At 65.3% G+C, this 22,615-nt stretch carries 24 protein-coding genes and 1 riboswitch; of the genes, 5 read left to right on the plus strand and 19 right to left on the minus strand.

Going from position 1 to position 22,615, the window contains the following annotated elements; translation table 11 throughout:
- Window positions 1-3 precede the first annotated feature (3 nt).
- The 7 genes from O9320_14615 to O9320_14645 form a co-directional block, all read right to left on the minus strand.
- Window positions 4-201, minus strand: coding sequence for a hypothetical protein (locus O9320_14615; GenBank protein ID MCZ8312075.1), 198 nt, complete (start codon window positions 199-201; stop codon window positions 4-6).
- Between the two features lie 123 nt (window positions 202-324).
- Entirely contained in the window at window positions 325-1,809 is a 1,485-nt protein-coding gene (gene gcvPB, locus O9320_14620) for an aminomethyl-transferring glycine dehydrogenase subunit GcvPB (protein MCZ8312076.1), read from the minus strand.
- Window positions 1,810-1,900: 91 nt separating this feature from the next.
- Window positions 1,901-3,259: an aminomethyl-transferring glycine dehydrogenase subunit GcvPA gene (gene gcvPA, locus O9320_14625; GenBank protein MCZ8312077.1), complete on the minus strand. Its 1,359-nt coding sequence runs from the start codon at window positions 3,257-3,259 to the stop codon at window positions 1,901-1,903.
- 14 nt (window positions 3,260-3,273) lie between these two features.
- The gene (gene gcvH, locus O9320_14630; GenBank protein MCZ8312078.1) at window positions 3,274-3,654 is read right to left on the minus strand and encodes a glycine cleavage system protein GcvH; all 381 of its coding nucleotides are present in this window, start codon (window positions 3,652-3,654) and stop codon (window positions 3,274-3,276) included.
- A 35-nt stretch (window positions 3,655-3,689) separates the two neighbouring features.
- Window positions 3,690-4,799 carry a glycine cleavage system aminomethyltransferase GcvT gene (gene gcvT, locus O9320_14635; protein ID MCZ8312079.1) on the minus strand — a complete coding sequence of 370 codons (1,110 nt, stop codon included), beginning with the start codon at window positions 4,797-4,799 and terminating at the stop codon, window positions 3,690-3,692.
- A gap of 179 nt (window positions 4,800-4,978) precedes the next feature.
- Window positions 4,979-5,088: riboswitch (glycine riboswitch) on the minus strand.
- Between the two features lie 117 nt (window positions 5,089-5,205).
- Window positions 5,206-5,742: a hypothetical protein gene (locus tag O9320_14640; protein MCZ8312080.1), complete on the minus strand. Its 537-nt coding sequence runs from the start codon at window positions 5,740-5,742 to the stop codon at window positions 5,206-5,208.
- Window positions 5,742-5,984 (minus strand): CDGSH iron-sulfur domain-containing protein, encoded by a 243-nt coding sequence (locus O9320_14645; protein ID MCZ8312081.1) that lies wholly within the window; start codon window positions 5,982-5,984, stop codon window positions 5,742-5,744. Before O9320_14645 ends, O9320_14640 begins: the two co-directional genes overlap by 1 nt.
- A 95-nt stretch (window positions 5,985-6,079) precedes the next feature.
- Between O9320_14645 and ispH the strand changes: the two genes are divergently transcribed.
- Genes ispH through rnhA form a run of 4 tightly spaced genes read left to right on the plus strand, consistent with a single transcriptional unit; the run spans window position 6,080 to window position 9,146 of the window.
- Window positions 6,080-7,027, plus strand: a complete 948-nt coding sequence (ispH, locus tag O9320_14650) for a 4-hydroxy-3-methylbut-2-enyl diphosphate reductase (GenBank protein ID MCZ8312082.1) — start codon at window positions 6,080-6,082, stop codon at window positions 7,025-7,027.
- A 9-nt stretch (window positions 7,028-7,036) separates the two neighbouring features.
- A complete protein-coding gene (locus tag O9320_14655) occupies window positions 7,037-8,014 on the plus strand; it encodes a homoserine kinase (GenBank protein MCZ8312083.1) in 978 nt (325 codons plus the stop codon).
- Window positions 8,011-8,685, plus strand: coding sequence for an SIMPL domain-containing protein (locus O9320_14660; protein ID MCZ8312084.1), 675 nt, complete (start codon window positions 8,011-8,013; stop codon window positions 8,683-8,685). Before O9320_14655 ends, O9320_14660 begins: the two co-directional genes overlap by 4 nt.
- Window positions 8,682-9,146, plus strand: a complete 465-nt coding sequence (rnhA, locus tag O9320_14665) for a ribonuclease HI (GenBank protein ID MCZ8312085.1) — start codon at window positions 8,682-8,684, stop codon at window positions 9,144-9,146. Before O9320_14660 ends, rnhA begins: the two co-directional genes overlap by 4 nt.
- 63 nt (window positions 9,147-9,209) lie before the next feature.
- Here the strand turns inward: rnhA and O9320_14670 are convergent, their stop codons facing one another.
- Together O9320_14670 and O9320_14675 are read right to left on the minus strand one after the other, a co-directional pair.
- Complete coding sequence (locus O9320_14670) at window positions 9,210-9,695, minus strand: peroxiredoxin (protein ID MCZ8312086.1); 486 nt, start codon at window positions 9,693-9,695, stop codon at window positions 9,210-9,212.
- A gap of 60 nt (window positions 9,696-9,755) precedes the next feature.
- Window positions 9,756-11,849: a protein-disulfide reductase DsbD family protein gene (locus O9320_14675; protein ID MCZ8312087.1), complete on the minus strand. Its 2,094-nt coding sequence runs from the start codon at window positions 11,847-11,849 to the stop codon at window positions 9,756-9,758.
- Between the two features lie 57 nt (window positions 11,850-11,906).
- Here O9320_14675 and O9320_14680 point away from each other — a divergent pair, with 57 nt between their 5' ends.
- Window positions 11,907-12,485, plus strand: coding sequence for a YqgE/AlgH family protein (locus O9320_14680; protein ID MCZ8312088.1), 579 nt, complete (start codon window positions 11,907-11,909; stop codon window positions 12,483-12,485).
- Window positions 12,486-12,489: 4 nt separating this feature from the next.
- On the opposite strand, the gene O9320_14685 is transcribed toward O9320_14680, so the two are convergent.
- The 10 genes from O9320_14685 to coxB are packed head-to-tail and all read right to left on the minus strand — an operon-like array spanning window position 12,490 to window position 22,568.
- Window positions 12,490-13,749, minus strand: a complete 1,260-nt coding sequence (locus O9320_14685) for a pitrilysin family protein (protein MCZ8312089.1) — start codon at window positions 13,747-13,749, stop codon at window positions 12,490-12,492.
- On the minus strand, window positions 13,746-15,143 hold the full coding sequence (thrC, locus tag O9320_14690) for a threonine synthase (protein MCZ8312090.1): 1,398 nt from the start codon (window positions 15,141-15,143) through the stop codon (window positions 13,746-13,748). The genes O9320_14685 and thrC overlap by 4 nt, the downstream gene beginning before the upstream one ends.
- A gap of 32 nt (window positions 15,144-15,175) precedes the next feature.
- On the minus strand, window positions 15,176-16,666 hold the full coding sequence (locus O9320_14695) for a carboxypeptidase M32 (protein MCZ8312091.1): 1,491 nt from the start codon (window positions 16,664-16,666) through the stop codon (window positions 15,176-15,178).
- Entirely contained in the window at window positions 16,663-17,379 is a 717-nt protein-coding gene (locus O9320_14700; protein ID MCZ8312092.1) for an SURF1 family protein, read from the minus strand. Before O9320_14700 ends, O9320_14695 begins: the two co-directional genes overlap by 4 nt.
- Window positions 17,380-17,415: 36 nt before the next feature.
- Complete coding sequence (locus O9320_14705; protein MCZ8312093.1) at window positions 17,416-18,297, minus strand: cytochrome c oxidase subunit 3; 882 nt, start codon at window positions 18,295-18,297, stop codon at window positions 17,416-17,418.
- Between the two features lie 12 nt (window positions 18,298-18,309).
- Window positions 18,310-18,897 (minus strand): cytochrome c oxidase assembly protein, encoded by a 588-nt coding sequence (locus O9320_14710; GenBank protein MCZ8312094.1) that lies wholly within the window; start codon window positions 18,895-18,897, stop codon window positions 18,310-18,312.
- On the minus strand, window positions 18,894-19,025 hold the full coding sequence (locus O9320_14715; GenBank protein MCZ8312095.1) for a hypothetical protein: 132 nt from the start codon (window positions 19,023-19,025) through the stop codon (window positions 18,894-18,896). Before O9320_14715 ends, O9320_14710 begins: the two co-directional genes overlap by 4 nt.
- Window positions 19,025-20,002: a heme o synthase gene (locus tag O9320_14720; GenBank protein ID MCZ8312096.1), complete on the minus strand. Its 978-nt coding sequence runs from the start codon at window positions 20,000-20,002 to the stop codon at window positions 19,025-19,027. Before O9320_14720 ends, O9320_14715 begins: the two co-directional genes overlap by 1 nt.
- Window positions 20,003-20,026: 24 nt before the next feature.
- Window positions 20,027-21,643, minus strand: a complete 1,617-nt coding sequence (gene ctaD / locus O9320_14725; GenBank protein MCZ8312097.1) for a cytochrome c oxidase subunit I — start codon at window positions 21,641-21,643, stop codon at window positions 20,027-20,029.
- Between the two features lie 52 nt (window positions 21,644-21,695).
- The gene (coxB, locus tag O9320_14730; protein MCZ8312098.1) at window positions 21,696-22,568 is read right to left on the minus strand and encodes a cytochrome c oxidase subunit II; all 873 of its coding nucleotides are present in this window, start codon (window positions 22,566-22,568) and stop codon (window positions 21,696-21,698) included.
- Between the last annotated feature and the right edge of the window lie 47 nt (window positions 22,569-22,615).

The raw sequence follows: 22,615 nt of genomic DNA on the forward strand, positions 1-22,615 counted from the left end.
GGGTCAGACGCTGGCGTCAGTAGCAGCGGCGTCGGTTGCATCAAGCGCGCAACCGGCGCAGCGGCGGCCTTGGGCCCGCGACGGGCAGGCGCGGCACATGTCGATCGCGGCAATCAGGCGCTCGATCTGTGCCGCGGCGCCGACATTGCCGTCGGCCTCGCGCAGACCTTCCTGCAGACGGACTTCCTGCTCGCGATTCATCACGTCCCCCGGTTTTCGGTTTCCCGTTACCGTGGGACTATCCTTGTTTGCACTGCACAAGTCACGGGAAAACAGGCTTGTTTTCCGATGCTTGCGTGTAGATAGAGCGCTTTTGTCCGCACCCTACTCCGCAGCCTGGGCCGTTTTGACGGGCGGTTTCCAACGCAGCACAGGGGCACGCGCCGCCCGCGTCTCGTCGAGGCGCCGGCGCGGCGTCAAGCGCGGGGCCGCCTGGAACCAGGCGGCGGCACCGGGCTTGCGCGCTTCGACCGCAAGGTAGCGCAGCGTGTCGATGAACGCATCGAGCGATTCCTTGCTCTCGGACTCCGTCGGCTCCACCAGCATGGCCCCGTGCACGACGAGCGGGAAATACATCGTCATCGGATGGTAGCCCTCGTCGATCATCGCCTTGGCGAAATCGAGCGTCGAAATGCCGGTGTCTTTGAGGAACGTGTCGTCGAACAGGGCTTCGTGCATGCACGGGCCGCCGTCGAAGGCCGGGCTCATCACATCGCGCAGGCGTGCCAGGATGTAGTTGGCATTCAGCACCGCGTCGGTCGAGGCTTGGCGAATGCCGTCGGCCCCATGGCTCAACATGTAGGCAAGGGCGCGCACGAACATACCCATCTGGCCGTTGAAGGCCTTTAGGCGGCCGAAGGGCTTGGCTGCACCCGTCGCAGTTTCGACGAGCGCGAAACCGTTCGCCCCGTGCACCACGTAGGGCAGCGGCGCATAGGGTGCGAGCAGGGCCGAGAGCACCACCGGCCCCGAGCCCGGGCCGCCGCCGCCATGCGGGGTCGAAAAGGTCTTGTGCAGATTGATGTGCATCGCGTCGACGCCGAGATCGGCCGGGCGCACGCGGCCGGCGATGGCGTTGTAGTTGGCACCGTCGCAGTAGAAATAGCCGCCCGCCGCATGGATGAGATCGGCGATCTTGCGGATGTCGTTTTCGAACAGGCCGCAGGTGTTGGGGTTCGTCAGCATGATCGCGGCCACGTCGGGCCCGAGCTTCTTTTCGAACGCGGCGAGATCGACGCGCCCGCGCGCATCGGCCGGAATCGGATCGACCGTGAAGCCGAGCAGGGCCGCGGTCGCAGGATTGGTGCCGTGCGCGGACTCAGGGACGAGGACACGCGTGCGCGTGGCGCCTTCGCCCTTCGCCTGGATCGCCGACCAGATCGCGACCATGCCGCAAAGCTCGCCATGCGCACCTGCCGCCGGGCTCATCGCCACGGCCGGCATGCCGGTCAGCGTCTTGAGCCAGTGTGCAAGCTCGTCGATGAGTTCGAGCGCACCCTGCACGGTCTGCACAGGTTGCAGCGGATGGATGTCGGCAAAACCCGGCAGCCGCGCCATCTTTTCGTTGAGGCGCGGATTGTGCTTCATCGTGCACGAGCCCAGCGCGAACAGGCCACTGTCGATGCCGTAGTTCTTCTGCGACAGGCGTGTGAAATGGCGCACGACCTGCGGCTCGGACAGGCACGGCAAGCCGATCGGCGCTTTGCGCTTGAAAGCGCCCAGGCGCGATTTGGCAGCGGGTGCCGCCGGCACGTCGACGCCGATGCGCCCCGGCACACCCTGTTCGAAAATCAGCTTCTCTTCGAGCATCAGGCCGCGATGGCCGGAATGCGTGACAACCGGTGCAAGCGCTTCGCCTGCCGACGGAACGGCCGCAAGGCGGCCCTGGCTTTTGTCCATGTTACAGCACCCCCCCAAGTTCGGCGGCAAGAGCGGACGCGAACAGGTCCATCTCGGCTTGCGTGTTGGTTTCGGTCGCGGCGACGATCAGCAGATTGGCCATGTCGGCATTGCCCGGCCACAGGCGGCCGCCGGGCACGCCGCCAAGCACGCCTTTGGCCACGAGCGCATCGACCACGCTTGCCGCATCGCGCGGCAGGCGCAGCGCAAACTCGTTGAAGAAAGCGTCGTTCAAAAGCTCGACGCCCTTGATCGCACCGAGCTTGTCGGCAAGCAGGCTTGCATGTGCGTGGTTGAGGGCGGCCAGTTGCGCCATCCCCTGCTCGCCCAGCAGCGACAGATGCACCGTGAAGGCGAGCGCGCACAGGCCCGAATTGGTGCAGATGTTCGACGTCGCCTTTTCGCGGCGGATATGCTGCTCGCGCGTGGAGAGGGTCAGCACCCAGCCGCGCTTGCCGTCGGCATCGACCGTTTCGCCGCACAGACGGCCCGGCATCTGGCGTACGTATTTTTCCTTGGCCGCAAACAGCCCTACGTAAGGGCCGCCGAAATTGAGCGGGTTGCCAATCGACTGGCCCTCGGCCACGACGATGTCGGCCCCCATGTCGCCGGGCGGCGTTACGGCGCCCATCGACAGGATTTCGGGCACGGCACACACGAGCAGCGCGCCCGCTTTCTGGCAGGCGGCAGCAAGGGCCGAAAAATCCTCGAGCCGGCCGAACACGTTGGGATACTGCACGACGACGCACGATGTTTTGGCGTCGATGCGTTCTGCCAAGCCCTTGAGCCCGTCGGGCGACGGCGCCAACGCCTCGACCGCGAAGCCTGAGAAGCGGCCGTGCGTTTCGACCGTTTCGCGATAATGCGGATGCAGCGCACCCGACAGGATCGCCTTGCCGCGCCGCGTAATGCGGTTGGCCATCATCACGGCTTCGACGCAAGAAGTGGCCGCGTCGTACATCGACGCGTTGGCGACTTCCATGCCCGTCAGCAAAGCGACCTGGGTCTGGAACTCGAACAGATACTGCAACGTGCCTTGCGCGATCTCGGGCTGGTAGGGCGTGTAGCTCGTCAGGAACTCGCCGCGTTGGATGATGTAGTCGACCGAGGCCGGCACGTGATGGCGATAAGCACCGCAGCCAAGGAAACTCGCCATCGAACCCGCCGGGCGATTCTTGGCGGCGAGGGCCTGAAGATGGCGCTCGACCTCGATCTCGCTTTTGGTGAGGCTCAAGCCCGCGACGGGTCCGGAGAGCCGCGCATGGGCCGGCACATCGACGAACAGCGCCTCGTCGTTGGCAAAACCGATCGTCGCCAGCATCGCTTGGCGGTCTTCGGCAGTATGCGGCAGATAGCGCATGGCGAAATGCTCCCTTAGCCCAGCGACGCGACGAACGCGTCGTAGGCGGCTTGGTCCATCAGATCCTGGAATTCGGCCGTTTCGGTGGCCTTCAATTTGAAGAACCAGCCGGCCCCGGTCGGATCGGTGTTGACGAGGCCGGGCTCGCCCGCAAGCGCATCATTCGCCGCCACGACCGTGCCCGAGACGGGCGCGTAGATGTCGGACGCCGCCTTCACCGATTCGACCACGGCCGCCTGGCCGCCTTTTGCGACCTTCTTGCCGATCTCCGGCAATTCGACGAACACGACGTCGCCAAGCTGGCCTTGCGCGAACGCCGTGATGCCGATCGCGTAGACGTCGCCGTCTTCGACGCGGATCCATTCATGGTCTTTGGTGAAACGCAGTTCGGACATGGGGCAACTCCTTGAGGGGGCGTATCTGCGGCGGCTTATCCGCGGAAATAGCGATGGGGGGCAAAGGGCATGGGGGCGACGCGCGCGGGCAGCGTCTTGCCGCGCACGACGAGGCCGATAGGCGTGCCGGGGGCTGCAAAAGCGCTCGCGACATAGCCCATCGAGATCGGCGCATTGACGCTGGGCCCGAAACCGCCCGACGTGACGGTGCCGATCTTCGCACCGGTCGCATCGACGATTTCCGTGCCTTCGCGCGCAGGTGCGCGCCCGTCGGGCAGAATGCCCACACGGCGGCGTGCGGGGCCTTGCGCCAATTCCCGTTGGATGCGCGCTGCCCCCGGAAATCCGCCCTCCGTGCGCCGACGCCTGGAAATCGACCAGGCAAGATCGGCCTCGATGGGCGACGTCGTGGTGTCGATATCGTGGCCGTACAGGCAAAGTCCGGCCTCCAAGCGCAGCGAGTCGCGCGCCCCAAGGCCGATGGGCTTCACTTCCGCCTCGGCCAACAAGGCCGTCGCCAGGTCGGCCGCACGGGCGGCGGGGACGGAAATCTCGTAACCGTCTTCGCCCGTATAGCCCGAGCGCGTGAAGAAACACGGGATGCCGGCCACATCGCCCGTACGGAACGTCATGAATTTCTGGCCGACCGCGTTGGGGGCAAGGCGCGCCATCACGGCTGCCGCCGCCGGCCCCTGCAGGGCCAACAAGGCGCGGTCTTCGTGGTATTCGACATTCGTGCGGCTGCCGATTTTCGCGCGCATATGCGCGATGTCGGCGAGCTTGCAGCCGGCATTCACCACCAGAAACAGGTTCGAGCCGCGCTGCGTGATCATCAAATCGTCGAGGATGCCGCCCGCCTCGTCGGTGAACATCGAATAGCGGATGGCCCCTTCTTTGAGGATCGCAAGATCGCCCGGCACCAGCGTCTCGAGGGCGGTCACCGCATCGGGGCCGTGCAGCGTGACCTGACCCATATGCGACACGTCAAAGAGGCCTGCGGCGTTTCGCGTATGCAGATGCTCGGCGAGGATGCCAGCCGGATACTGAACCGGCATGTCGTAGCCGCCGAATTCCACCATCTTGGCGCCGAGGGCCACATGCAGCGCATGCAGCGGCGTCTTTTGCAGCTTTTCGGATTCGGCCACGCGACGTACTCCCACGCACACTCTGCCAAGGACGGGACAACGCATGCGCCGGGGCGGTCTATTCCGCCAGCGCATGCCCCCTCTGTCCTTGGACCTGAAAGAATCGTCCGCGATCGTCGGCGGACTTACCTCTTCGGTGGAGCGGCACCCACAGGTGCGGCTCACTTTCCAGAGTTACGGCTCGCCACGCGGTCCGTTTGCCTGAGAGTTTCCGGGGCGGTTGCTCCTTCGGCGTCCCCAACCAGGACCGGGACGATGGCCGGTCGGGGCTCTCTCCCGCGTGGGAGGCGTTTCGCGGATATGGCAGTCCGCGGATCGCAGCAAATACCATAGCTTGCGTAGGCGCCCGGTCAAGGCGGATCGCACAGACGGACCATCGGCGGCGTCCGAAAACTGGGGATAAATCTCAGCGTGTCGGGCGCTGGCTGCGGTTCCAGGCCAATTGGTCGGCCGTCAGCTGGAATCCGACCAGCACCTGGTAGCTCGGCCCGTCCATATTCCGCTGGAGCGGAATATAGGGCTCCCAGATATCGACGCGGCCCACACGCGGCCGGTTGTCGGTCCATTCGAAGGCCGCCGTAAACGTCTCCTTGGCGACGACGTTGCGCTCGGCATCAACGATCGCGACAAAATAAGGCACTGCGGCGCGCCGCGTGCGATCGGCGGGCCCGCGCTCGGCCGCAATCGCGATCTGCAGTTCGAGCGTGACAGACGGGCGCCTGCCGCGCGTTGCATAAGTGCAATCGACGCGCACTTCGACGATCTGCGACTGGACCAGCATGTCGGTAATATCGCGCCCGCTGCCGTCGCGGAACACGGCGACGGTATTGGCGTCGGGCAAAATGCCCGGCCGCGGGCAGACCACGGAGGTCGGCGGCTCGCCCGAACAGGCAGCGGCAAATAGCGCCAACCCGGCTGCCGCCAATATGCGCACAGGCGGCATCACGGGAGGTTTTTGTGCGCGCCGTCGCAGAAGGGCTGATTCTTGCTGGCCTTGCAGCCGCAGAAAAAGAGTTTCTTGGATTCCGTCGCCTCGAACTTCATCGGCTGCATGCCGGAGCCCGCATGGCTGCCGTCGCAGAAAGGCTGCTTTTTTGACAACCCGCAGCTGCACCACCAATAGGCTTTGCCGGCTTCGACGTCGATCGGATAGGGCGCTTTCTGGGGCACGTTGGGAGCGGTCATTGCAGTCTTCCTGGTCGGTTTGGGGGCCGGAAACCGGGGCTGGCGCTGCTGCGCGACTCCGGTGTAACTATCTTCCCGACACTAGAGAAACCGCCATGACCGCACAAGCGCCGCTGACCGTCCTGCTGGCTACCCCGCGCGGATTCTGCGCGGGCGTGGACCGGGCCATTCTGATCGTCGAACGCGCGCTCGAAAAATACGGCGCACCCGTCTTCGTACGCCACGAAATCGTCCATAATCGCTTTGTCGTCGAAGCGCTTGAGGCCAAAGGAGCCGTTTTCGTGGACGAACTCGACGCCGTGCCGAGCGACCGGCCGGTCGTGTTCTCGGCCCACGGCGTGCCCAAAGCCGTGCCCGCCGAGGCCGAGCGGCGCGCTATGTTCTATCTCGACGCCACCTGCCCGCTCGTCAGCAAGGTGCATTCGGCGGCCGAGCATCACTACAAAGCCGGGCGCCATATTGTGCTGATTGGGCACGACGGCCATCCCGAAGTGGTCGGCACGCTCGGTCAATTGCCGGAAGGTGCTATCACGCTCGTCGAAGACGTCGAACAGGCCGAGCGCGTCGAACTGCCCGCCGACCGCGAGCTTGCCTTTTCGACCCAGACGACTTTGTCGGTCGACGATACGGCCGGGATCGTATCGGTATTGCAGCGCCGCTATCCGCAGATCCGCCCGCCGCGCTCGGACGACATCTGCTACGCCACGACCAACCGCCAATCGGCCGTCAAGGCGATGGCCGCCGATACCGATGCAGTACTCGTCCTGGGCTCGCCCAACTCGTCGAACTCGATGCGCCTCGTCGAAGTGGCGCGCAAAGCCGGCTGCCGCAACGCGCATCTCGTCCAGCGTGCGGCCGACATCGACTGGGACGCCCTCGGTCCCTTGCGGCGCATGGGCATAACGGCGGGCGCATCTGCACCTGAGATCCTTGTGCAGGAGACGCTGGCTGCCGCACGGGCGCGCTACGCCGTGACGATCGAAGAGGTCGTGACGGCGCGCGAAGACGTGCATTTCAATCTGCCGCGCATCCTCGAAGATTGAGCGCGCGGAATGGCCGTCTATACCGAGGTTGACGACGACGCACTCGCGGCCTTTCTGGGCCAATACGCGATCGGCGGACTCCGGGGCTATCGCGGCATCGCCGAGGGCGTGGAAAATTCGAACTTCCTCGTCGAGACGACGCAGGGGCGCTACATCCTCACCCTCTACGAAAAGCGCGTGAAGCGCGAGGATCTGCCGTTTTTCCTCGGCCTCATGGACCATCTCGCGGCCAAGGGCCTTGCGTGCCCCACGCCGATCCACCGCACCGACGGGGCCGTGCTCGGCGAATTGTGCGGCCGGCCCGCGGCGATCGTGAGTTTCCTTGCGGGCGTGTGGCCGCGGCGCGTAACCCTCGCGCATTGCGCACCAGTCGGCGACGCTCTCGCACGCCTGCATCTGGCCGGGCAGGATTTTGCGCTGACCCGCGCCAACGCGCTGGGACCGGCGGGCTGGCGGCCGCTCTTCGAAGCCTGCCGACCGCGCGCCGACACGGTCGAAGCGGGCTTGGCCGACGCACTCGCGCGCGAGCTCGAATATCTCGAGCGCAACTGGCCCAAGGACCTGCCCTTCGGCGTGATCCACGCCGATCTGTTTCCGGACAACGTGTTTTTTCTCGACGACGCGTTTTCGGGCATGATCGACTTCTATTTCGCGTGCAACGATTTCCTCGCCTACGATCTGGCGATCTGCCTCAACGCTTGGTGCTTCGAAGCCGACGGCGCTTTCAACGCGACCAAGGCACGCCGCCTCGTGGCGGGCTATGTGCGCACGCGCAAGCTTTCGCCCGAAGAGCTCGCCGCCCTGCCGATTTTCGCGCGCGGCTCGGCGCTGCGTTTTCTGCTGACGCGCCTTTACGACTGGCTCAACCATCCGCCAGGCGCTTTCGTCAAACCCAAAGACCCGCTCGAATATGCGCGAAAGCTGCGTTTCCATGCCGGGGCCGGCAATCTTGCCGCCTACGGCATCGAAAACGGAGAGACCGCGTGAAGCACCTGATCGCAGCCCTGCTGCTGCTTGCGTTCGCCGCCACGGCGGATGCGCAGACCGTGCTCACTTTAACCGAGTCGGCCGAGCGCGAAATTGTGCAAAACCGGCTCACCGTGTCGCTGCGCGCCGAGGCAAACGCCGCCACGGCAGCTGCCGCACAAGCCGAGGTCAACCGGCGCATGGAAGCCGCCGTCGCACGCGCCAAAACCGTTGCGGGCGTGACTGTCCAAACCGGCGGGGCCTGGGCCAACGAAGAGCGCGTGCAGGGCCGACCGGTGCGCTGGCGCGCGGTCGCCACACTCGATCTGATTTCGAGCGATGCGGCTTCGCTGCTCGCCCTCGTCGGCGGCTTGCAGGAAACCGGCCTCGCGATTTCGGGCATGGGCTTCGATCTCACGCGCGAGGCTGCCCGTGCCGCGCAAGACGCGCTGACCGAGGAAGCGCTCGTACGGCTGCAGGCGCGCGCCGCGCGCGTGGCAGCCGCCCTCGACCGGCGCGTGGCTGCGATCCGCACGATCCGCATCGGCGAAACCGGCAATGCCATGCCGCAGCCGCGCATGGCATTGCGTGCCGCCGCCATGGCCGATGCGGCCCCCGCACCCGTCGCCGAGCCCGGGCGCACGAGCGTGCGAATCGACGTCGAGGCCGAAATCCTGCTGGAGCCCAAGTGAGTCCGGACGACAGCACTGCGGACGGTACGGTCGAAATCTTCACCGACGGTGCATGCAGCGGCAATCCCGGCCCCGGCGGCTGGGGTGCCTTGTTGCGCTTTCGCGGCATCGAAAAAGAATTGTCGGGCGGCGAAAACCCGACCACCAACAACCGCATGGAACTGATGGCAGCGATCGAAGCGCTGAAGGCCCTCAAACGGCCCGCGCGCGTGCGGCTGTGGACCGACAGCGTTTATGTGCGCGACGGCATCACCAAATGGGTGCATGGCTGGAAGCGCACCGGCTGGAAAACCGCCGACAAGAAGCCGGTCAAAAACGTCGATCTATGGCAGGCGTTGCTCGCGGCGGCCGAGCCGCACGACGTCGAATGGCGCTGGATCAAAGGCCATGCCGGCCACGCCGAAAACGAACGCGCCGACGCGCTCGCGCGCGGTGCGATTGCCGCCACGCGCGGCAACTAGAAAAAGAAACGCCGACCGCGCGGTGGGCACGGTCGGCGTTGGATACGCGAAAAGGCCGGCGGATCAGCCGACTTGCGTGAGCATCGTCTCGACGTTCGAAACTTCGAAAGCGCCGGGCTTTTCAAGGTTGAAAGTCTTCACTTCGCCGTCGACCACGTACATCGAGAAGCGCTTCATGCGCAGGCCCATGCCGAAGCCCGTGCCGTCCATCTCGATGCCGAGCGCTTTGGCGAAATCGGCGTTGCCGTCGGCCAGCATCATGACCTTGTCGCCGACATTCTGCGCCTTGCCCCAAGCGTCCATCACGAACGCGTCGTTGACCGACACGCACGCGACCGTATCGACGCCCTTGGCCTTCAGCGCGTCGTAATGGTTGACGAAGCCCGGCAGGTGCTTGGCCGAGCAGGTCGGCGTGAAGGCGCCCGGCAGGCCGAAGATCGCGACCTTCTTGCCCTTGAAGATGTCGTCGGTCGTGAAGTCCTTGATGCCGTCCTTGGTCATCGACTTGAGCTTCACTGCCGGAACCTTGTCGCCTGCCTTGATCGTCATGGGAATGTCCTTTCGCCCCCTAAGGGGGCGGCTGTCGGGGAAAGGGTACGGGACTAGGATTTAGAGGGGTGCTCGCGAGATTGCAACGGGGGCGGCGGCTTGGGCGAGGGCGGCGAGCACGGCGTCGGCACTCAGCAATTCGGGCAGTGCGATGCCGCCCGGTGCGCCCGGCCCGTAGACGGCGTTGAACGGGATGCCGTAGCGCCCGAAACTCGCCAAATAGGCCGAAATGCGGGCGTCGGGCCGCGTCCAATCGGCGCGCATCGCGACCACGCCAGCGCTCTGCAGCCGGTCGAGCACGGGAGCCCGCACCACCACGAGGCGCTTGTTGACTTGGCAGGTCACGCACCAATCGGCCGTCACGTCGACGAAAACCACGCGGCCGGATGCGACCGCGCGGTCGATTTCGGTGCGGTCGAACGCGACCCATGCGATCGCAGGATCCGCCGTCAATGCGCTTGCCGGTGCCGTTGCCAGACGCGGCGGCACCGCGACGGCCACGAACACGCAAATACTTGCGAGCCACACGCGCTGCCGCACGTGGCGGCGCGCGCGCAACAAAAACAGCCCGAGTGCGAGACCCACCAGGGCAGAAGCCAGCGCCAGTGCTGCCGCAAACCCAAGCTGGGCCGCCAGCACGCTTGCAAGCCATACGGCCGTGCCGACAAGGGCGAGGCCCAGCACCGCACGCAGCACGCCCATCCAACGGCCGGGGCGCGGCAGAGCCTGGGCGAGGCCCGGTGCGGCCGCGACGGCGAGATAGGGGGCCGCGAGCCCAAGGGCCAGCGCCATGAAGATCGCGAAAATCTCGACAGGCCCTTGCGCCAGCGCAAACCCGACAGCGGTGCCGACAAAGGGTGCCGAGCACGGTGTCGCAAGCAATGTTGCAAACAGGCCGGTCGCAAACGACCCGCCGAATTTGGGGTCGCCCACGCGCCCGAAGGCGGCCGGCATTGGGATTTCGAACCAGCCCCAGAGATTGGCGGCAAAGCCCACGAGGACGAGCGCCATCGCCGCCAAGAACCAAGGCTGCTGGAACTGCAACCCCCAACCCACCGCCTCGCCCGCCGCTTTGAGGCCAACGAGACTTGCGGCCAATATCGCAAACGCCACAACGATCCCGGCGGCGGTTGCCAGGAACGAGAGGCGCGTCGCACGCCGGTCTTCGCGCGCGTGCGACACGAGCCCCGCAAGCTTCATGGCGAGCACGGGCAAAACGCACGGCATCAAATTGAGAATGAGGCCGCCCAACAAAGCGACCGCCAACATCGCCAGAAGCGAGCCCGACAAAGCGGCCGGCGGGGCCGTTCCGAGCGTCAGCGTGCGCTCGACGGCACGGCCGCGATCAACCAGCGTGAAAGTCGCGCTGGCACCGGGCCCAAGTTTTTCTGCGCCCGGCCCTGCTGCGGCCGGCACGATCATCGTCGCAAGCCTGCCCCCGTCGGAAAACTGCACGATGGGTTTGGCAAAGCTCCAGCCCGGCGGGCCTTCGACATAAAGATCGGGGACCGACAAAGACGGCTCGGCGCGCACCTGCACAAGCAGCGACGCCGGTGGCCCCGCCCTTAAATCGGCCGCTTCGATCGCCAAACCGTTGACGCCCGCACCGGCCGCATCGACCGGCGGAACGGACGAGGCAAAGCGCGCCAAATCATGCGCCTGGTCCGAGGGCACGCCGGGCCCGGCTGCAAGATCGAGGGCAAGTTCGGCGCGATAGGGAATGCACACGACCTCGCACACCAGCACGTCCACGCCTGCGCGCACGCGCAACGCCTCGCCCGGCGTATGCAGCACCGCCTCGATCGGCAGGATAACCGTGCCGCCATAGCCGTAGGTTTCGAGCCCGAACAGCGTGAAGCGTTCGGGCACGGGGAAGCGCAGTGCCGCGTTCGCGAGATTGTCCGAGCCCGCCCAGTCGATTGTCGGCGGCAGACCGGCATCGCCAGGCGAACGCCAATAGGTTTTCCAGCCCGGAGCCAACTGCATCTCGAGCCCCAAACCGACGGCGCCTTGCGTGCCCGTGCCCGAATTGGCGGCAACTAGACGCAAAGCGATCTCGGGATGGCGCACCCAATCGGACGCAGCCGCAAACGCCGCACCGGGGTGTGCGAGCAGCGAAAGAGCCAGCAATATCCACAGTCTGAAACGCGTCAATTCAGTCCCTCGGCAAGCCTGCAAATTCGCCCGAAGCTGTGCTATTCTATATTGGATATGGCGCGCACACGCATCGAGATTCCGACCTTCTTCGCGGGGCACCTGCTGGTCGCGATGCCCTCAATGTCCGATTCCCGCTTCGAGCGCTCGGTCATCTACATGTGCGCGCACAATCCCGACGGCGCCATGGGCCTCGTCATCAACCGGCCATTCGAACAGATGAGCTTCCCCGACCTGCTCGAGCAGCTCGAAATCCCGAGCAGCCCGCGCACGCGCCAAATCCTGCTGCGCTCGGGCGGGCCGGTCGAATCGGGCCGCGGTTTCGTGCTGCATTCGGACGACTACATGCACGACGGCTCGATGCGTGTGATGCCGGGCATCGCCCTTACGGCGACGATCGACATTCTGAAAGCGCTCGCCATCGGCGACGGGCCGCAGCGTTCGCTGCTGGCCCTGGGCTGTGCCGGCTGGTCGGCAGGCCAGCTCGAAGGTGAGATCCAGCGCAATGGCTGGCTCACCGTGCCGGCCGATGCCGATCTCGTTTTCGACCAGGGGCTCGACACGCTGTGGCAGCGCGCGATCGGTCGGCTCGGTGTGGATTTGAGCCGCCTCTCGGGCGAAGCGGGCCACGCCTAGAATCTTACGCGGCGATTCGGGCCGCGATTTTTTCGAGACTTTCGAGATTGGCGAGCGGCCCCAAAGCCGCCAAGGTCGGGCGGCCGGCGAAGATGCGCGCGGCCACGCGCATCAGATCCTCGTGCGCGACGGCCTCGACCTTTGCGGTCACTTCCTCGGGCGTGATGTCGCGCCCGAAGATCAGCAGATTGGCGCCGAGCGCATCCATGCGCGCATTCGTACTTTCGAGCGACATGAGCAGACCTGCGCGCATCTGCGCTTTGGCGCGGCGCAATTCAGCGTCGCTGGCCTTGGCGCGTGCACCGCGCAGCTGGTCGACAAGGGCCGGAATGAGTTCGGCCATCTCGGTTTCGCCGGTCCCTGTATAGATATCGAACATGCCGCCGTCGGCGAACGAGGCGGCATGCGCCGAGATCGAATAGCACAGGCCGCGCTTTTCGCGGATCTCCTGGAACAGACGCGAGGACATGCCGCCGCCCAGCATCGTCGCCAAGACCTGCACGGCCCAATAGTCGGGATCCGCAAAACCCACGCCGGGGAAACCGATCACCAGATGCGCTTGCTCGAGATCGCTGTCGTCGCGGAACTCGCCGCCGGTGTAGCGCGCCACTTCGTTGAGGGCGGCACCGTTCGCACGCCAAGCGCCCAGCAGCGCATCGGCACGGTTGGCGAGATGGGTGGGGTCGAAATTGCCCGCTGCTGCGAGCACCACATTGCTCGGCGCATAGATCGCCGCACGCCAATCGAGGGCGGCCGCACGCGGCAATTTGCGGATGATATCGGCCGTCCCCAGCACGGGCCGGCCAAGCGCCTGGCCCGCATAAGCCGTTTCCTGGAAACGGTCGAAGATCACGTCGTCGGGCGTGTCTTCGACTTGGCCGAGCTCCTGCAGGATCACGCCGCGCTCGCGTTCGAACTCGGCCGGGTCGTAGGACGAGTTCAGGAAAATGTCGGCGAGGATGTCGAGGGCGAGGTCGAAATCCTGCTTGAGGCATTTGATGTAATAGGCGGTCTGCTCGCGCCCCGTATGCGCGTTCATAAAGCCGCCGACATTTTCGATCTCTTCGGCGATCGCCTTGGCGTCGCGCCGGGCCGTGCCCTTAAACGCCATATGCTCGAGCATGTGCGCGACACCGTTCAAGGCCGCCGGCTCGTGGCGCGTTCCGGCACCCACATAGATGCCGACCGAAACGGTTTCGACCTGATCCATGCGGTCGCTCGCCACGCGCAGGCCATTGGCAAGGCTTTCGACGCGTACGCTCATCGTGCCCTCGCTGCGAGATCGGCCACGACCTGTTTGACGCGCGCAAGATCGTTGGGCAGCACTTCGACGCGTTCGGGCCGTTCGAACAAATCGGCCAAACGCGGCGGCAAAGCCGGGCGCACGCCGGCCGCACGCTCGACCGCATCGGGAAATTTCGCCGGATGTGCTGTCGAGGCGACCACGACCGGGTTGTCGGAACGTTTGGCCTTGCGCGCCACATGCAGCGCAACGGCCGTGTGCGGATCTATGAGTTCGCCCGTGGTGCGATAGGTTTCGCCGATTTCGGCAAGCGTGGCCGCTTCGTCGCAGGCCCCGGCGTCGAACTCGGCGGCAAGATCGGCATGCTGTGAGGGGGCAAATTCCAAGCGTCCGTCGGTGCGGAACTTCGCCATCATGGCGGCGGTGGCGGCCCCGTCGCGCGCGTTGAGTTCGAACATCAGCCGCTCGAAATTGGACGAGATCTGCACGTCCATCGATGGCGATACGGTGGGGGCGACGGCTTCAAGCGCCATGCGGCCCGTGGCGACCGTGCGCGCCATGATGTCGTTGCGGTTGGTCGCAACGATCATGCGGCCTACAGGCAGACCCATGCGCTTGGCGCCATAGGCCGCCAGCATATTGCCGAAATTGCCGGTCGGCACGCAGAAATCGACGGCGCGATCGGGTGCGCCCAGCGACAACGCCGCATGCGCGTAATAGACGATCTGGGCGGCCACGCGCGCCCAGTTGATCGAATTGACGGCCGAGAGATTGTAGCGGTCGCGGAATTCGAGATCGTTGAACAGGGCTTTCACCGCGTCCTGGCAATCGTCGAAGGTGCCCTCGAGTGCAATGTTGCGCACATTGGCCGACAGCACCGTCGTCATCTGGCGGCGCTGCACGGGCGAGGTGCGCCCGTTGGGATGCAGCATCACGATATCGACGGCCGCCCGGTCCATGCACGCGGCAATGCCTGCGGGCCCCGTATCGCCCGACGTGGCCCCCACGACCATCACGCGCGTTCCCTTGGCGGCCAGCACATGGTCGAACAGGCGGCCGACGAGTTGCAGCGCATAGTCTTTGAAAGCAAGCGTGGGCCCGTGGAACAATTCCATCGTCCACAGGCCGGGGCCAAGCTGCTTCAAGGGGGCGACCGCCGGATGGCCAAAGCCCGCATAGGTCTCGGCTGCAAGGCGCTCAAGATCGCGGTCGGCAATGGTGCCGCCGACGAACGGTCGCAGCACGGCAGCCGCGATCTCGGCATAAGGCCGGTCGCGCAACGCGCGCCATTGGCTTTGCGAGAATTGCGGCCAGGCTTCCGGCACGTATAGCCCGCCGTCGCGCGCGAGGCCTGCGAGCAGCACGTCGTCGAAAGCAAGGGAAGGCGCTTGGCCGCGGGTCGAAATGTAGCGCACGAGCTTTTTCGTCTCCGTCGATAAGGCGCGCGTCAGGCGTCGAGATAGCGCGCCTTAAGGTGCGCTTTGAAGATTTCGGCGTCCAGCGTCTTGCCGGTGGCCTTCACGAGCAGCGCATCGGTGTCGAGATGCGAGCCTTGTTCGTGCACGTTTTTGCGCAGCCACGCCATCAGCGGCGCAAAATTGCCCTTGCCGATCGACGGCACGATATCCAAGTCCGCGCGCTTGGCGGCGTCGAACAATTGGGCGGCCGTCATGGCTCCCAGCGTGTAGGTCGGGAAATAGCCCCACGCACCGCCGGGCCAATGGATGTCTTGCAGGCAGCCGTCGCGGTCGTCGGGCGGAACGGTGCCCACGAGTTCGCGCATGCCGTCGTTCCACGCCCCCGGCAGATCGCGGAGCGCCAAGCGGCCCTCGATCATCGCGCGCTCGAGCCGGTAGCGCAGGATCACGTGTGCAGGATACGTGGCCTCGTCGGCATCCACGCGGATGAGGCCGCGCTGTACGCGGCGATAGACGCGCGCGAAATTCTCGACCGTCCAAGCCGGACCCGATTTGCCGAAGGCTGCCGCCGCCTTGGGGGCGAGGTAAGCCAGGAACGCGTCGCTGCGCGCGGCCTGCATTTCGACGAGCAGCGATTGGCTCTCGTGCACGCTCATGCCGCGCGCAAAGCCCACCGGTTGATGGCGCCACTTGAGCGGCAGGCCGCGCTCGTACATCGCATGTCCGGTTTCGTGCATCACGCCCATCAGGCCCTTGGCGAAATCCGCCTCGTCCCAGCGCGTGGTGAGGCGCACGTCGTCCGGCACGCCGCCGCAAAACGGATGGTGGCTCGTGTCGAGGCGGCCATGCGCAAAATCGAAACCGACGGCCGCCATAAGCTCGGCGGCAAGCTTCTTCTGCGCATCCGCCGGGAACGGCCCGTCGAAAGCAATGGGGGCGGGCTTGCGCGCCTGGCGCTCGAGTGCTGCAGCAATGAAGCCCGGCAGGAACGCCGCGAGATCGGCGAAGATCGCGTCGATCGCGGCGGACTTGCCGCCGGGCTCGTAGGCGTCGAGCAAGGCGTCGTAGAGGCTGCAGCCGAATTTCTGCGCCTTGATCTGCGCTTCCTCGCGCGCAAGATCGAGCACGCGCTGCAAATCCGGCAGCAGGCCTTTGAAGTCGTTTTCCTTGCGTGCGGTGCGCCAGCGCATCTCGCATGTGGAGACCGCGCGCGACTGCGCCTCCACGAGATCTGCAGGCAAAGCCGTCGCGTGCACGAAGCTGCGCTTCATCTCGCGCAAATTTGCGCGTTGCCACAAGTCGAGCCCCTGCCCTTCGCCGGCTGCATCGAGCCATTCGGCAAGGGCGGGCGACGTCGCCTGCTCGTGTACGACGAGCTTGAGCGCCGCGAGTTGGTCGGCGCGCGCGTCCGAGCCGCCGTCCGGCATCATGGCGGCGGCGTCCCATTCCAGCATCGCGATCGCGTCACGCACCAGATTCATGCGTTTGAAGCGCGCTTCGAGATGCGCGTACGCGTTCACGGCTTGCGCCTTTGCGAGAGGAGATAGACCGCCGCCAAGGCGATCGCGAGGCAGAACCACGTGAACGCATACTGCAGATGCGGGCGCGGCAACTGCGTCTGGGTCTGACCGCCGCGCGGCCAGCCGCCGGGATTGCGCGGCTCAAGATCGGCCTCGACATAGACGGGCAGCATGGCGGGCAAAGACGCCGCCTTCTGCATCGCCGGCAGATCGAACCAGAACCACTGGTTCGAGGCGATTTCGTTGTCGGGCATCCAGGGGCCGCGGCGCGGCTCGTCGCGCAGAATGCCCTCGATGCGCTGCACGCCGCCGAGCTGGCCCGCAGTCCGCAGGGACGCATCGCGCAGTTCCTTGCGAACCCAGCCGCGATTGACGAGCACGGCTTGCTTGCCCTCGCGCAGCAGCGGCGTCACCACATAGAAGCCTTCGTTGCCGCGCTGCGAACGCGCATAGACATAGAGTTCCTTGTCGTGCGCGAAAGTTCCCTCGGCCGTCACACGGCGAAAGCGATGGGCCTCCGGATCGGCCATGGCGGCATCGACGTCGACGGCCGCCAAAGCAAGACGGGTCGCGCGAAAATCGTTTTCGGCCCCGCGTTCGATGTGGCGCGAGAACTGCCAGCCCGCGAGTCCGAACAGGATCACCACGCCGGGCAGGCTCAGCAGAGTCGGCACCAGGCGCGGCTGGAAGCCGGCGAAGAACCGGTCAAACATCGACGACGCCTAGGCTGCGAGCGGCGAGCAGGCCGATCAGCTCGACCACGGGCCGTGGCCCGGCAGGCTGACGGGACCTTCGCCAAACACGTAGATGACCGCGAACAGGAACAGCCACACCACGTCGACGAAGTGCCAGTACCAAGCCGCCGCTTCGAAGCCGAAATGGCGCTCGGGCGTGAACTGGTTCTTGATCGCGCGCACGAGGCACACGGCCAGGAAAATCGTACCGACGAGCACGTGGAAGCCGTGGAAGCCCGTCGCCATGAAGAACACCGACGAATAGATGTTGGCGTCGAACGAGAAGGCGGCGTGGCTGTATTCGTAGACTTGGCAGGCCGTGAACGCGATGCCGAGCGCCACCGTCGCAACGAGACCCCAGATCAGACCCTGCCGGTTGCCCTCGATCAGCGAATGGTGCGCCCAGGTGACTGTCGCACCCGAGGCCAGCAGGATCAGCGTGTTGAGGAACGGCAGATCCCACGGATCGAACGTGATGATGTCCTTAGGCGGCCACACGCCGCCGATCGTGTGCAGGGCCGGATAGAACGAGAAGTGGAAGTAGGACCAGAAGAACGCGACGAAGAACATCACTTCCGACGCGATGAACAGCACCATCGCGTAGCGCAGGCCCAAACGCACGACCGGCGAATGCAGGCCCTTGGTCATGCTTTCGTGGATGACCTGGCGCCACCAGCCGTACATCGTGAACAGCACCATTGCGAAGCCGAGCACCAGCTTCCACGGGCCCAAAGCCTTGAAGAAGGCCTCCGAACTTGCGCCGAACAGGTCGGGATGCATCACAAGCAAAGCGCCGACGGCGAGCACCAGGGCGGACAGCGAGCCGAAGGCCGGCCAGCCGCTCGGTTCGACCAGATGGTAGGGGTGCTTGCTCCCGTGTGCGGAGGTCTGGGCCATGATCGTGGTTCCTCAGTTGGGTGTCGCTGCCGCCAGTTTCGCCTGGTCGGCCGCGCGGTACAGCGAGTAGGACAAAGTAATGGTCGTCACGTCGCGCATATTGACGTCGGTTTCGATCGCCGGATCGACGAAAAAGGACACCGGCATGGAAATCGTTTCGCCGGGCGAGAGCGTCTGTTCGGTGAAGCAGAAACACGCGATCTTCTGGAAATAGGGCGCGGCTTTCAGCGGCGTCACGTTGAACGTCGCCGTGCCGGTCGTGGTTTCAGCGCCGCGATTGACGGCCGTGTAGAAGATCAGATGCTCTTCGCCGGTCGTGACCTTGACCGACGAGGGTGCCTGGAAGCGCCAGCCCAAAGCCTGCGGTCCGCCCATCACATTGGCGTCGAAGCGCACCGTCACCTGGCGCGTGCCGAGTTGGGCCGGGGCTGCGGTCGCAACCAGCGGCGTGCCGCCGAAGCCGGTGATCTGGCAGAACAGCCGGTAGAGCGGAACGGCCGCAAAGGCCAGCGCCAGCATGCCAAGGCCGATGCCGGCGACGGCAAGGCCGGTCGCGCGACGCTGTTGGGCGGCAGTGCCGGGGACGGGTTCGGTGCTCATTTGATCATCTTGACGACGGTGATGGCGTAGAACAGCGCGCAGAAGCCGGCGAGCGTCAGCGCAATCGCGACGTTCTTGGCACGGCGGCGCTTTTCGAAATCGGGGGCGACCTTGGGCGCTTCGTCCATCAGAAGCTCCCGTTCGCGTAGGGAACGCGGTCGAAGATCATGAGGCCGAACAGCAAGAACAGATAGACGATCGAATAGCCGAACAGGCGGCGTGCGGCTGGCTCGGCAAAATCCGGCGCGTCGGCACCGTCGGCTTTGCCGTCGCGCCACACGGCGAAGGCACCGGCGACAAAAACGAGCCCCAACACGGTTGCGGCCGCCGCATAAATCGGGCCGACCAGCCCCAGCGCATAGGGTGCGACGCCGAGCGGGGCCATCAACACCGAATAGATCACGATCTGGCGGCGCGTCTCGGGTTTGCCCGCGACGACGGGCAGCATCGGCACGCCAGCCTTCGCGTAGTCGCGGCAGCCGAACAAAGCGAGCGCCCAGAAATGCGGCGGCGTCCACATGAACACGATCGCGAACAGCACGATGGGGGCGAGGGTCACGTCGCCGGTCGCAGCCGCCCACCCGATCATCGGCGGGAAGGCGCCGGCAGCCCCGCCGATCACGATGTTCTGCGGCGTGCTGCGCTTTAGCCACATCGTGTAGATGAACACGTAGAACGCGATCGAGCCTGCGAGCAAAGCACCCGCGACCAAGTTGGTCGCCAAGATCATCGTCACGACCGAGGCGATCGAAAGCACCACGCCGAAGGCCAAGGCTTCCGACGGATCGACGCGGCCCGCCGGAATGGGCCGGGTCGATGTTCGCCGCATCAACGCGTCGATGTCGGCGTCGTACCACATGTTGATCGCACCGGCCGCTCCGGCGGCAACCGCGATGCACACGACCGCAACCGCAGCTTCAAACGGGTGCAGGCTCGGTGGTGCCAGCATCAGCCCGACGAGGCCTGTGAACACCACAAGGCTCATCACGCGCGGCTTCAGCAACGCCACGAAATCGGCAACGCCGCCCGAAGCGGTGGACGCGCCAAGCCCGGGCGCGTCAAGCGCCGGATTCAGCGTTGCTTCGTAGCCACCGTCTGCGGACATTGCCGTGTTTTCCCTGTCCGTTGCTTAGTGCGTGCTTGCCGGATTGAATTTCGGCAGCTCCTCGAACGTGTGGTGCGGGGCCGGGCACGGCACCGTCCATTCGAGCGTGTCGGCATGCGGCCCCCACGGATTGGCTTCCGTGACGCGCTTGCCCGAGCGCAGCACCATGATCGTCATCACGACGAACATCAGCGTGGCGCCGAAGGCAAGGTAGGAGCCCCACGACGACACGAGGTTCCAGCCCGCGAACGCGTCCGGATAGTCCGGAATGCGGCGCGGCATGCCCGCGAGACCCAGGAAATGCTGCGGGAAGAAGGTGAGGTTCACGCCGATGAAGGTCAGCCAGAAATGCAGCTTGCCCCAGCTTTCCGGGAAGATCGTCCCGGTCATTTTGGGCCACCAATAATAGAAGCCGCAGAAGATGCCGAACACGGCGCCCAGCGACAGCACGTAGTGGAAATGCGCCACCACGTAGTAGGTGTTGTGGAGTGCGATGTCGGCACCTGCGTTCGACAGCACCACGCCCGTCACACCGCCCAGCGTGAACAGGAAGATGAATCCCACGGCCCACAGCATGGGCACCTTGAACTCAATCGACCCGCCCCACATCGTGGCGATCCACGAGAAGATTTTGACGCCCGTGGGCACGGCGATGACCATGGTCGCGGCCGTGAAATAGGCGCGCGTATCGACGTCGAGACCGACCGTGTACATGTGGTGCGCCCAAACGACGAAGCCGACCACGCCGATCGCCGTCATCGCGTAGGCCATCCCGAGATAGCCGAAGATCGGCTTCTTCGAGAAGGTCGACACGACGTGGCTGATGATGCCGAAGGCCGGCAAAATCATGATGTAGACTTCCGGGTGGCCGAAGAACCAGAACAGGTGCAAGAAGAGCACCGGATCGCCGCCGCCGGCCGGATCGAAGAAATGCGTGCCGAAATTGCGGTCGGTCAACAGCATGGTGATGGCACCGGCCAACACCGGCAGCGACAGCACCAGCAGGAACGCCGTCAGCAGCATCGCCCACAAGAACAGCGGCATGCGGTGCATCGTCATGCCCGGCGTGCGCATATTGAAGATCGTGGTGATGAAGTTGATCGCGCCCAGGATCGAGGAAGCGCCCGCCACGTGCAGGCTCAAGATCGCCATGTCCATCGCGGCACCCGGATGGTACTGCGCGTTCGACAGCGGCGGATAGATCGTCCAGCCCACGCCCGCACCGCCGCCCAGAACGGCCGAGCCGATCAGCAGCAGGAAGGCGGGCGGCAGCAGCCAGAAACTGATGTTGTTCATGCGCGGGAAGGCCATGTCGGGGGCCCCGCACATCATCGGGATCAGCCAGTTGCCGAACCCGCCGATCAAGGCGGGCATCACGACGAAGAACACCATGATCAGGCCGTGCGCGGTGATGATCATGTTCCATTGGTGACCGTCGGCCACGTACTGCACGCCTGGATGTGCAAGCTCGAGACGCATCAGGATCGAGGCTGCCCCGCCGAGGAGACCCGCCACGATCGAGAAGAACAGATACATCGTCCCGATGTCTTTGTGGTTGGTCGAATAGACCCAGCGCCGCCAGCCCGTGGGGGTGTGGTCGTGATGGTCGTCGTGTCCAGCTGCGTGTGCGGTTGCGCTCATTGCAATGGTGTCCTTGGCGCGAGAGTTCGAGAGGCGAAAAGAAAGACGAGGCTTACTTGGCTTGGTTCAGCGCCATGCGCGGCGCTTCGAGGGCCAGAACGTCGGCCACCGACAAAGGCGGCAGGCCGCTGTCGGCGAAGCGGCGCTTGGCTTCGGCTGCCCAGCGTTCGAAAGTCTGGGGATCGACTGCCTCGACGGCGATCGGCATGAAGGCGTGGTTCACGCCGCAGATCTGGTTGCACTGGCCGTAATAGACGCCGGGCTTGTCGACGCGGAACCAGATTTCGTTCAAACGCCCCGGCATCGCGTATTTCTGCACGCCGAGGGCCGGCACGAACCAGGAGTGGATCACGTCCGCGCCCGCGATCACGACGCGCACCGTGGCCCCCACCGGCACGACGGTGCGGTTGTCGACCTCGAGAAGGCGCGCTTGGCCCGGCTTCAGGTCGGCGTCGGCCACCATGTAGCTGTCGAACTGGAACGCGCCGTGGTCCGGATACTCGTAGCTCCAGTACCATTGGTGGCCCGTCACCTTCAGCGTGAAGTCGGCGTTGGGCGCCTTGTCGGCGAAATAGATGAGGCGGAAGGACGGGACCGCGATCACGACGAGGATCAGCACCGGCACCAGCGTCCAGGCGACCTCGAGCATCGTGTGGTGCGTGGTCTTGGACGGCGTGGGATTGGCCGAGGCGCGAAAACGCACGATCGTGTAGAGCAGCAGCGCCAAAACGAAAATCGTGATCAGCGTGATGATCACGAGCAGCATGTTGTGGAACGAGCCGATGAATTCTTTGACCGGCGTGGCGGCCGGCTGCATGCCGAGCTGCCAGGGCAGCGGCTGGCTCGCTTCGGCCGGAAATGCCAGCAGCAGAAGCGGCAAAAGAAGACGAGCGGCGCGCGATCGGATCGAAGCGGTCGAGAACATGGCCTGCCTATTGTTTCGGATGAGTGCCGGATCGACGTTTTTTTTGC

It is taken from the genome of Magnetospirillum sp. (assembly GCA_027532905.1).
Classification (GTDB): Bacteria; Pseudomonadota; Alphaproteobacteria; order CACIAM-22H2; family CACIAM-22H2; genus Tagaea.

Coding starts and splice junctions, on each gene's coding strand:
- ctaD (MCZ8312097.1), bottom strand. CDS start 21,643: ATGAGCGCAACCGCACACGCAGCTGGACACGACGACCATCACGACCAC.
- O9320_14715 (MCZ8312095.1), bottom strand. CDS start 19,025: ATGGACGAAGCGCCCAAGGTCGCCCCCGATTTCGAAAAGCGCCGCCGT.
- O9320_14655 (MCZ8312083.1), top strand. CDS start 7,037: ATGGCCGTCTATACCGAGGTTGACGACGACGCACTCGCGGCCTTTCTG.
- coxB (MCZ8312098.1), bottom strand. CDS start 22,568: ATGTTCTCGACCGCTTCGATCCGATCGCGCGCCGCTCGTCTTCTTTTG.
- ispH (MCZ8312082.1), top strand. CDS start 6,080: ATGACCGCACAAGCGCCGCTGACCGTCCTGCTGGCTACCCCGCGCGGA.
- O9320_14680 (MCZ8312088.1), top strand. CDS start 11,907: ATGGCGCGCACACGCATCGAGATTCCGACCTTCTTCGCGGGGCACCTG.
- O9320_14615 (MCZ8312075.1), bottom strand. CDS start 201: ATGAATCGCGAGCAGGAAGTCCGTCTGCAGGAAGGTCTGCGCGAGGCC.
- O9320_14710 (MCZ8312094.1), bottom strand. CDS start 18,897: ATGAGCACCGAACCCGTCCCCGGCACTGCCGCCCAACAGCGTCGCGCG.
- gcvPB (MCZ8312076.1), bottom strand. CDS start 1,809: ATGCTCGAAGAGAAGCTGATTTTCGAACAGGGTGTGCCGGGGCGCATC.
- O9320_14720 (MCZ8312096.1), bottom strand. CDS start 20,002: ATGTCCGCAGACGGTGGCTACGAAGCAACGCTGAATCCGGCGCTTGAC.
- O9320_14700 (MCZ8312092.1), bottom strand. CDS start 17,379: ATGTTTGACCGGTTCTTCGCCGGCTTCCAGCCGCGCCTGGTGCCGACT.
- O9320_14670 (MCZ8312086.1), bottom strand. CDS start 9,695: ATGACGATCAAGGCAGGCGACAAGGTTCCGGCAGTGAAGCTCAAGTCG.
- gcvPA (MCZ8312077.1), bottom strand. CDS start 3,259: ATGCGCTATCTGCCGCATACTGCCGAAGACCGCCAAGCGATGCTGGCG.
- gcvH (MCZ8312078.1), bottom strand. CDS start 3,654: ATGTCCGAACTGCGTTTCACCAAAGACCATGAATGGATCCGCGTCGAA.
- O9320_14640 (MCZ8312080.1), bottom strand. CDS start 5,742: ATGCCGCCTGTGCGCATATTGGCGGCAGCCGGGTTGGCGCTATTTGCC.
- O9320_14645 (MCZ8312081.1), bottom strand. CDS start 5,984: ATGACCGCTCCCAACGTGCCCCAGAAAGCGCCCTATCCGATCGACGTC.
- O9320_14705 (MCZ8312093.1), bottom strand. CDS start 18,297: ATGGCCCAGACCTCCGCACACGGGAGCAAGCACCCCTACCATCTGGTC.
- O9320_14685 (MCZ8312089.1), bottom strand. CDS start 13,749: ATGAGCGTACGCGTCGAAAGCCTTGCCAATGGCCTGCGCGTGGCGAGC.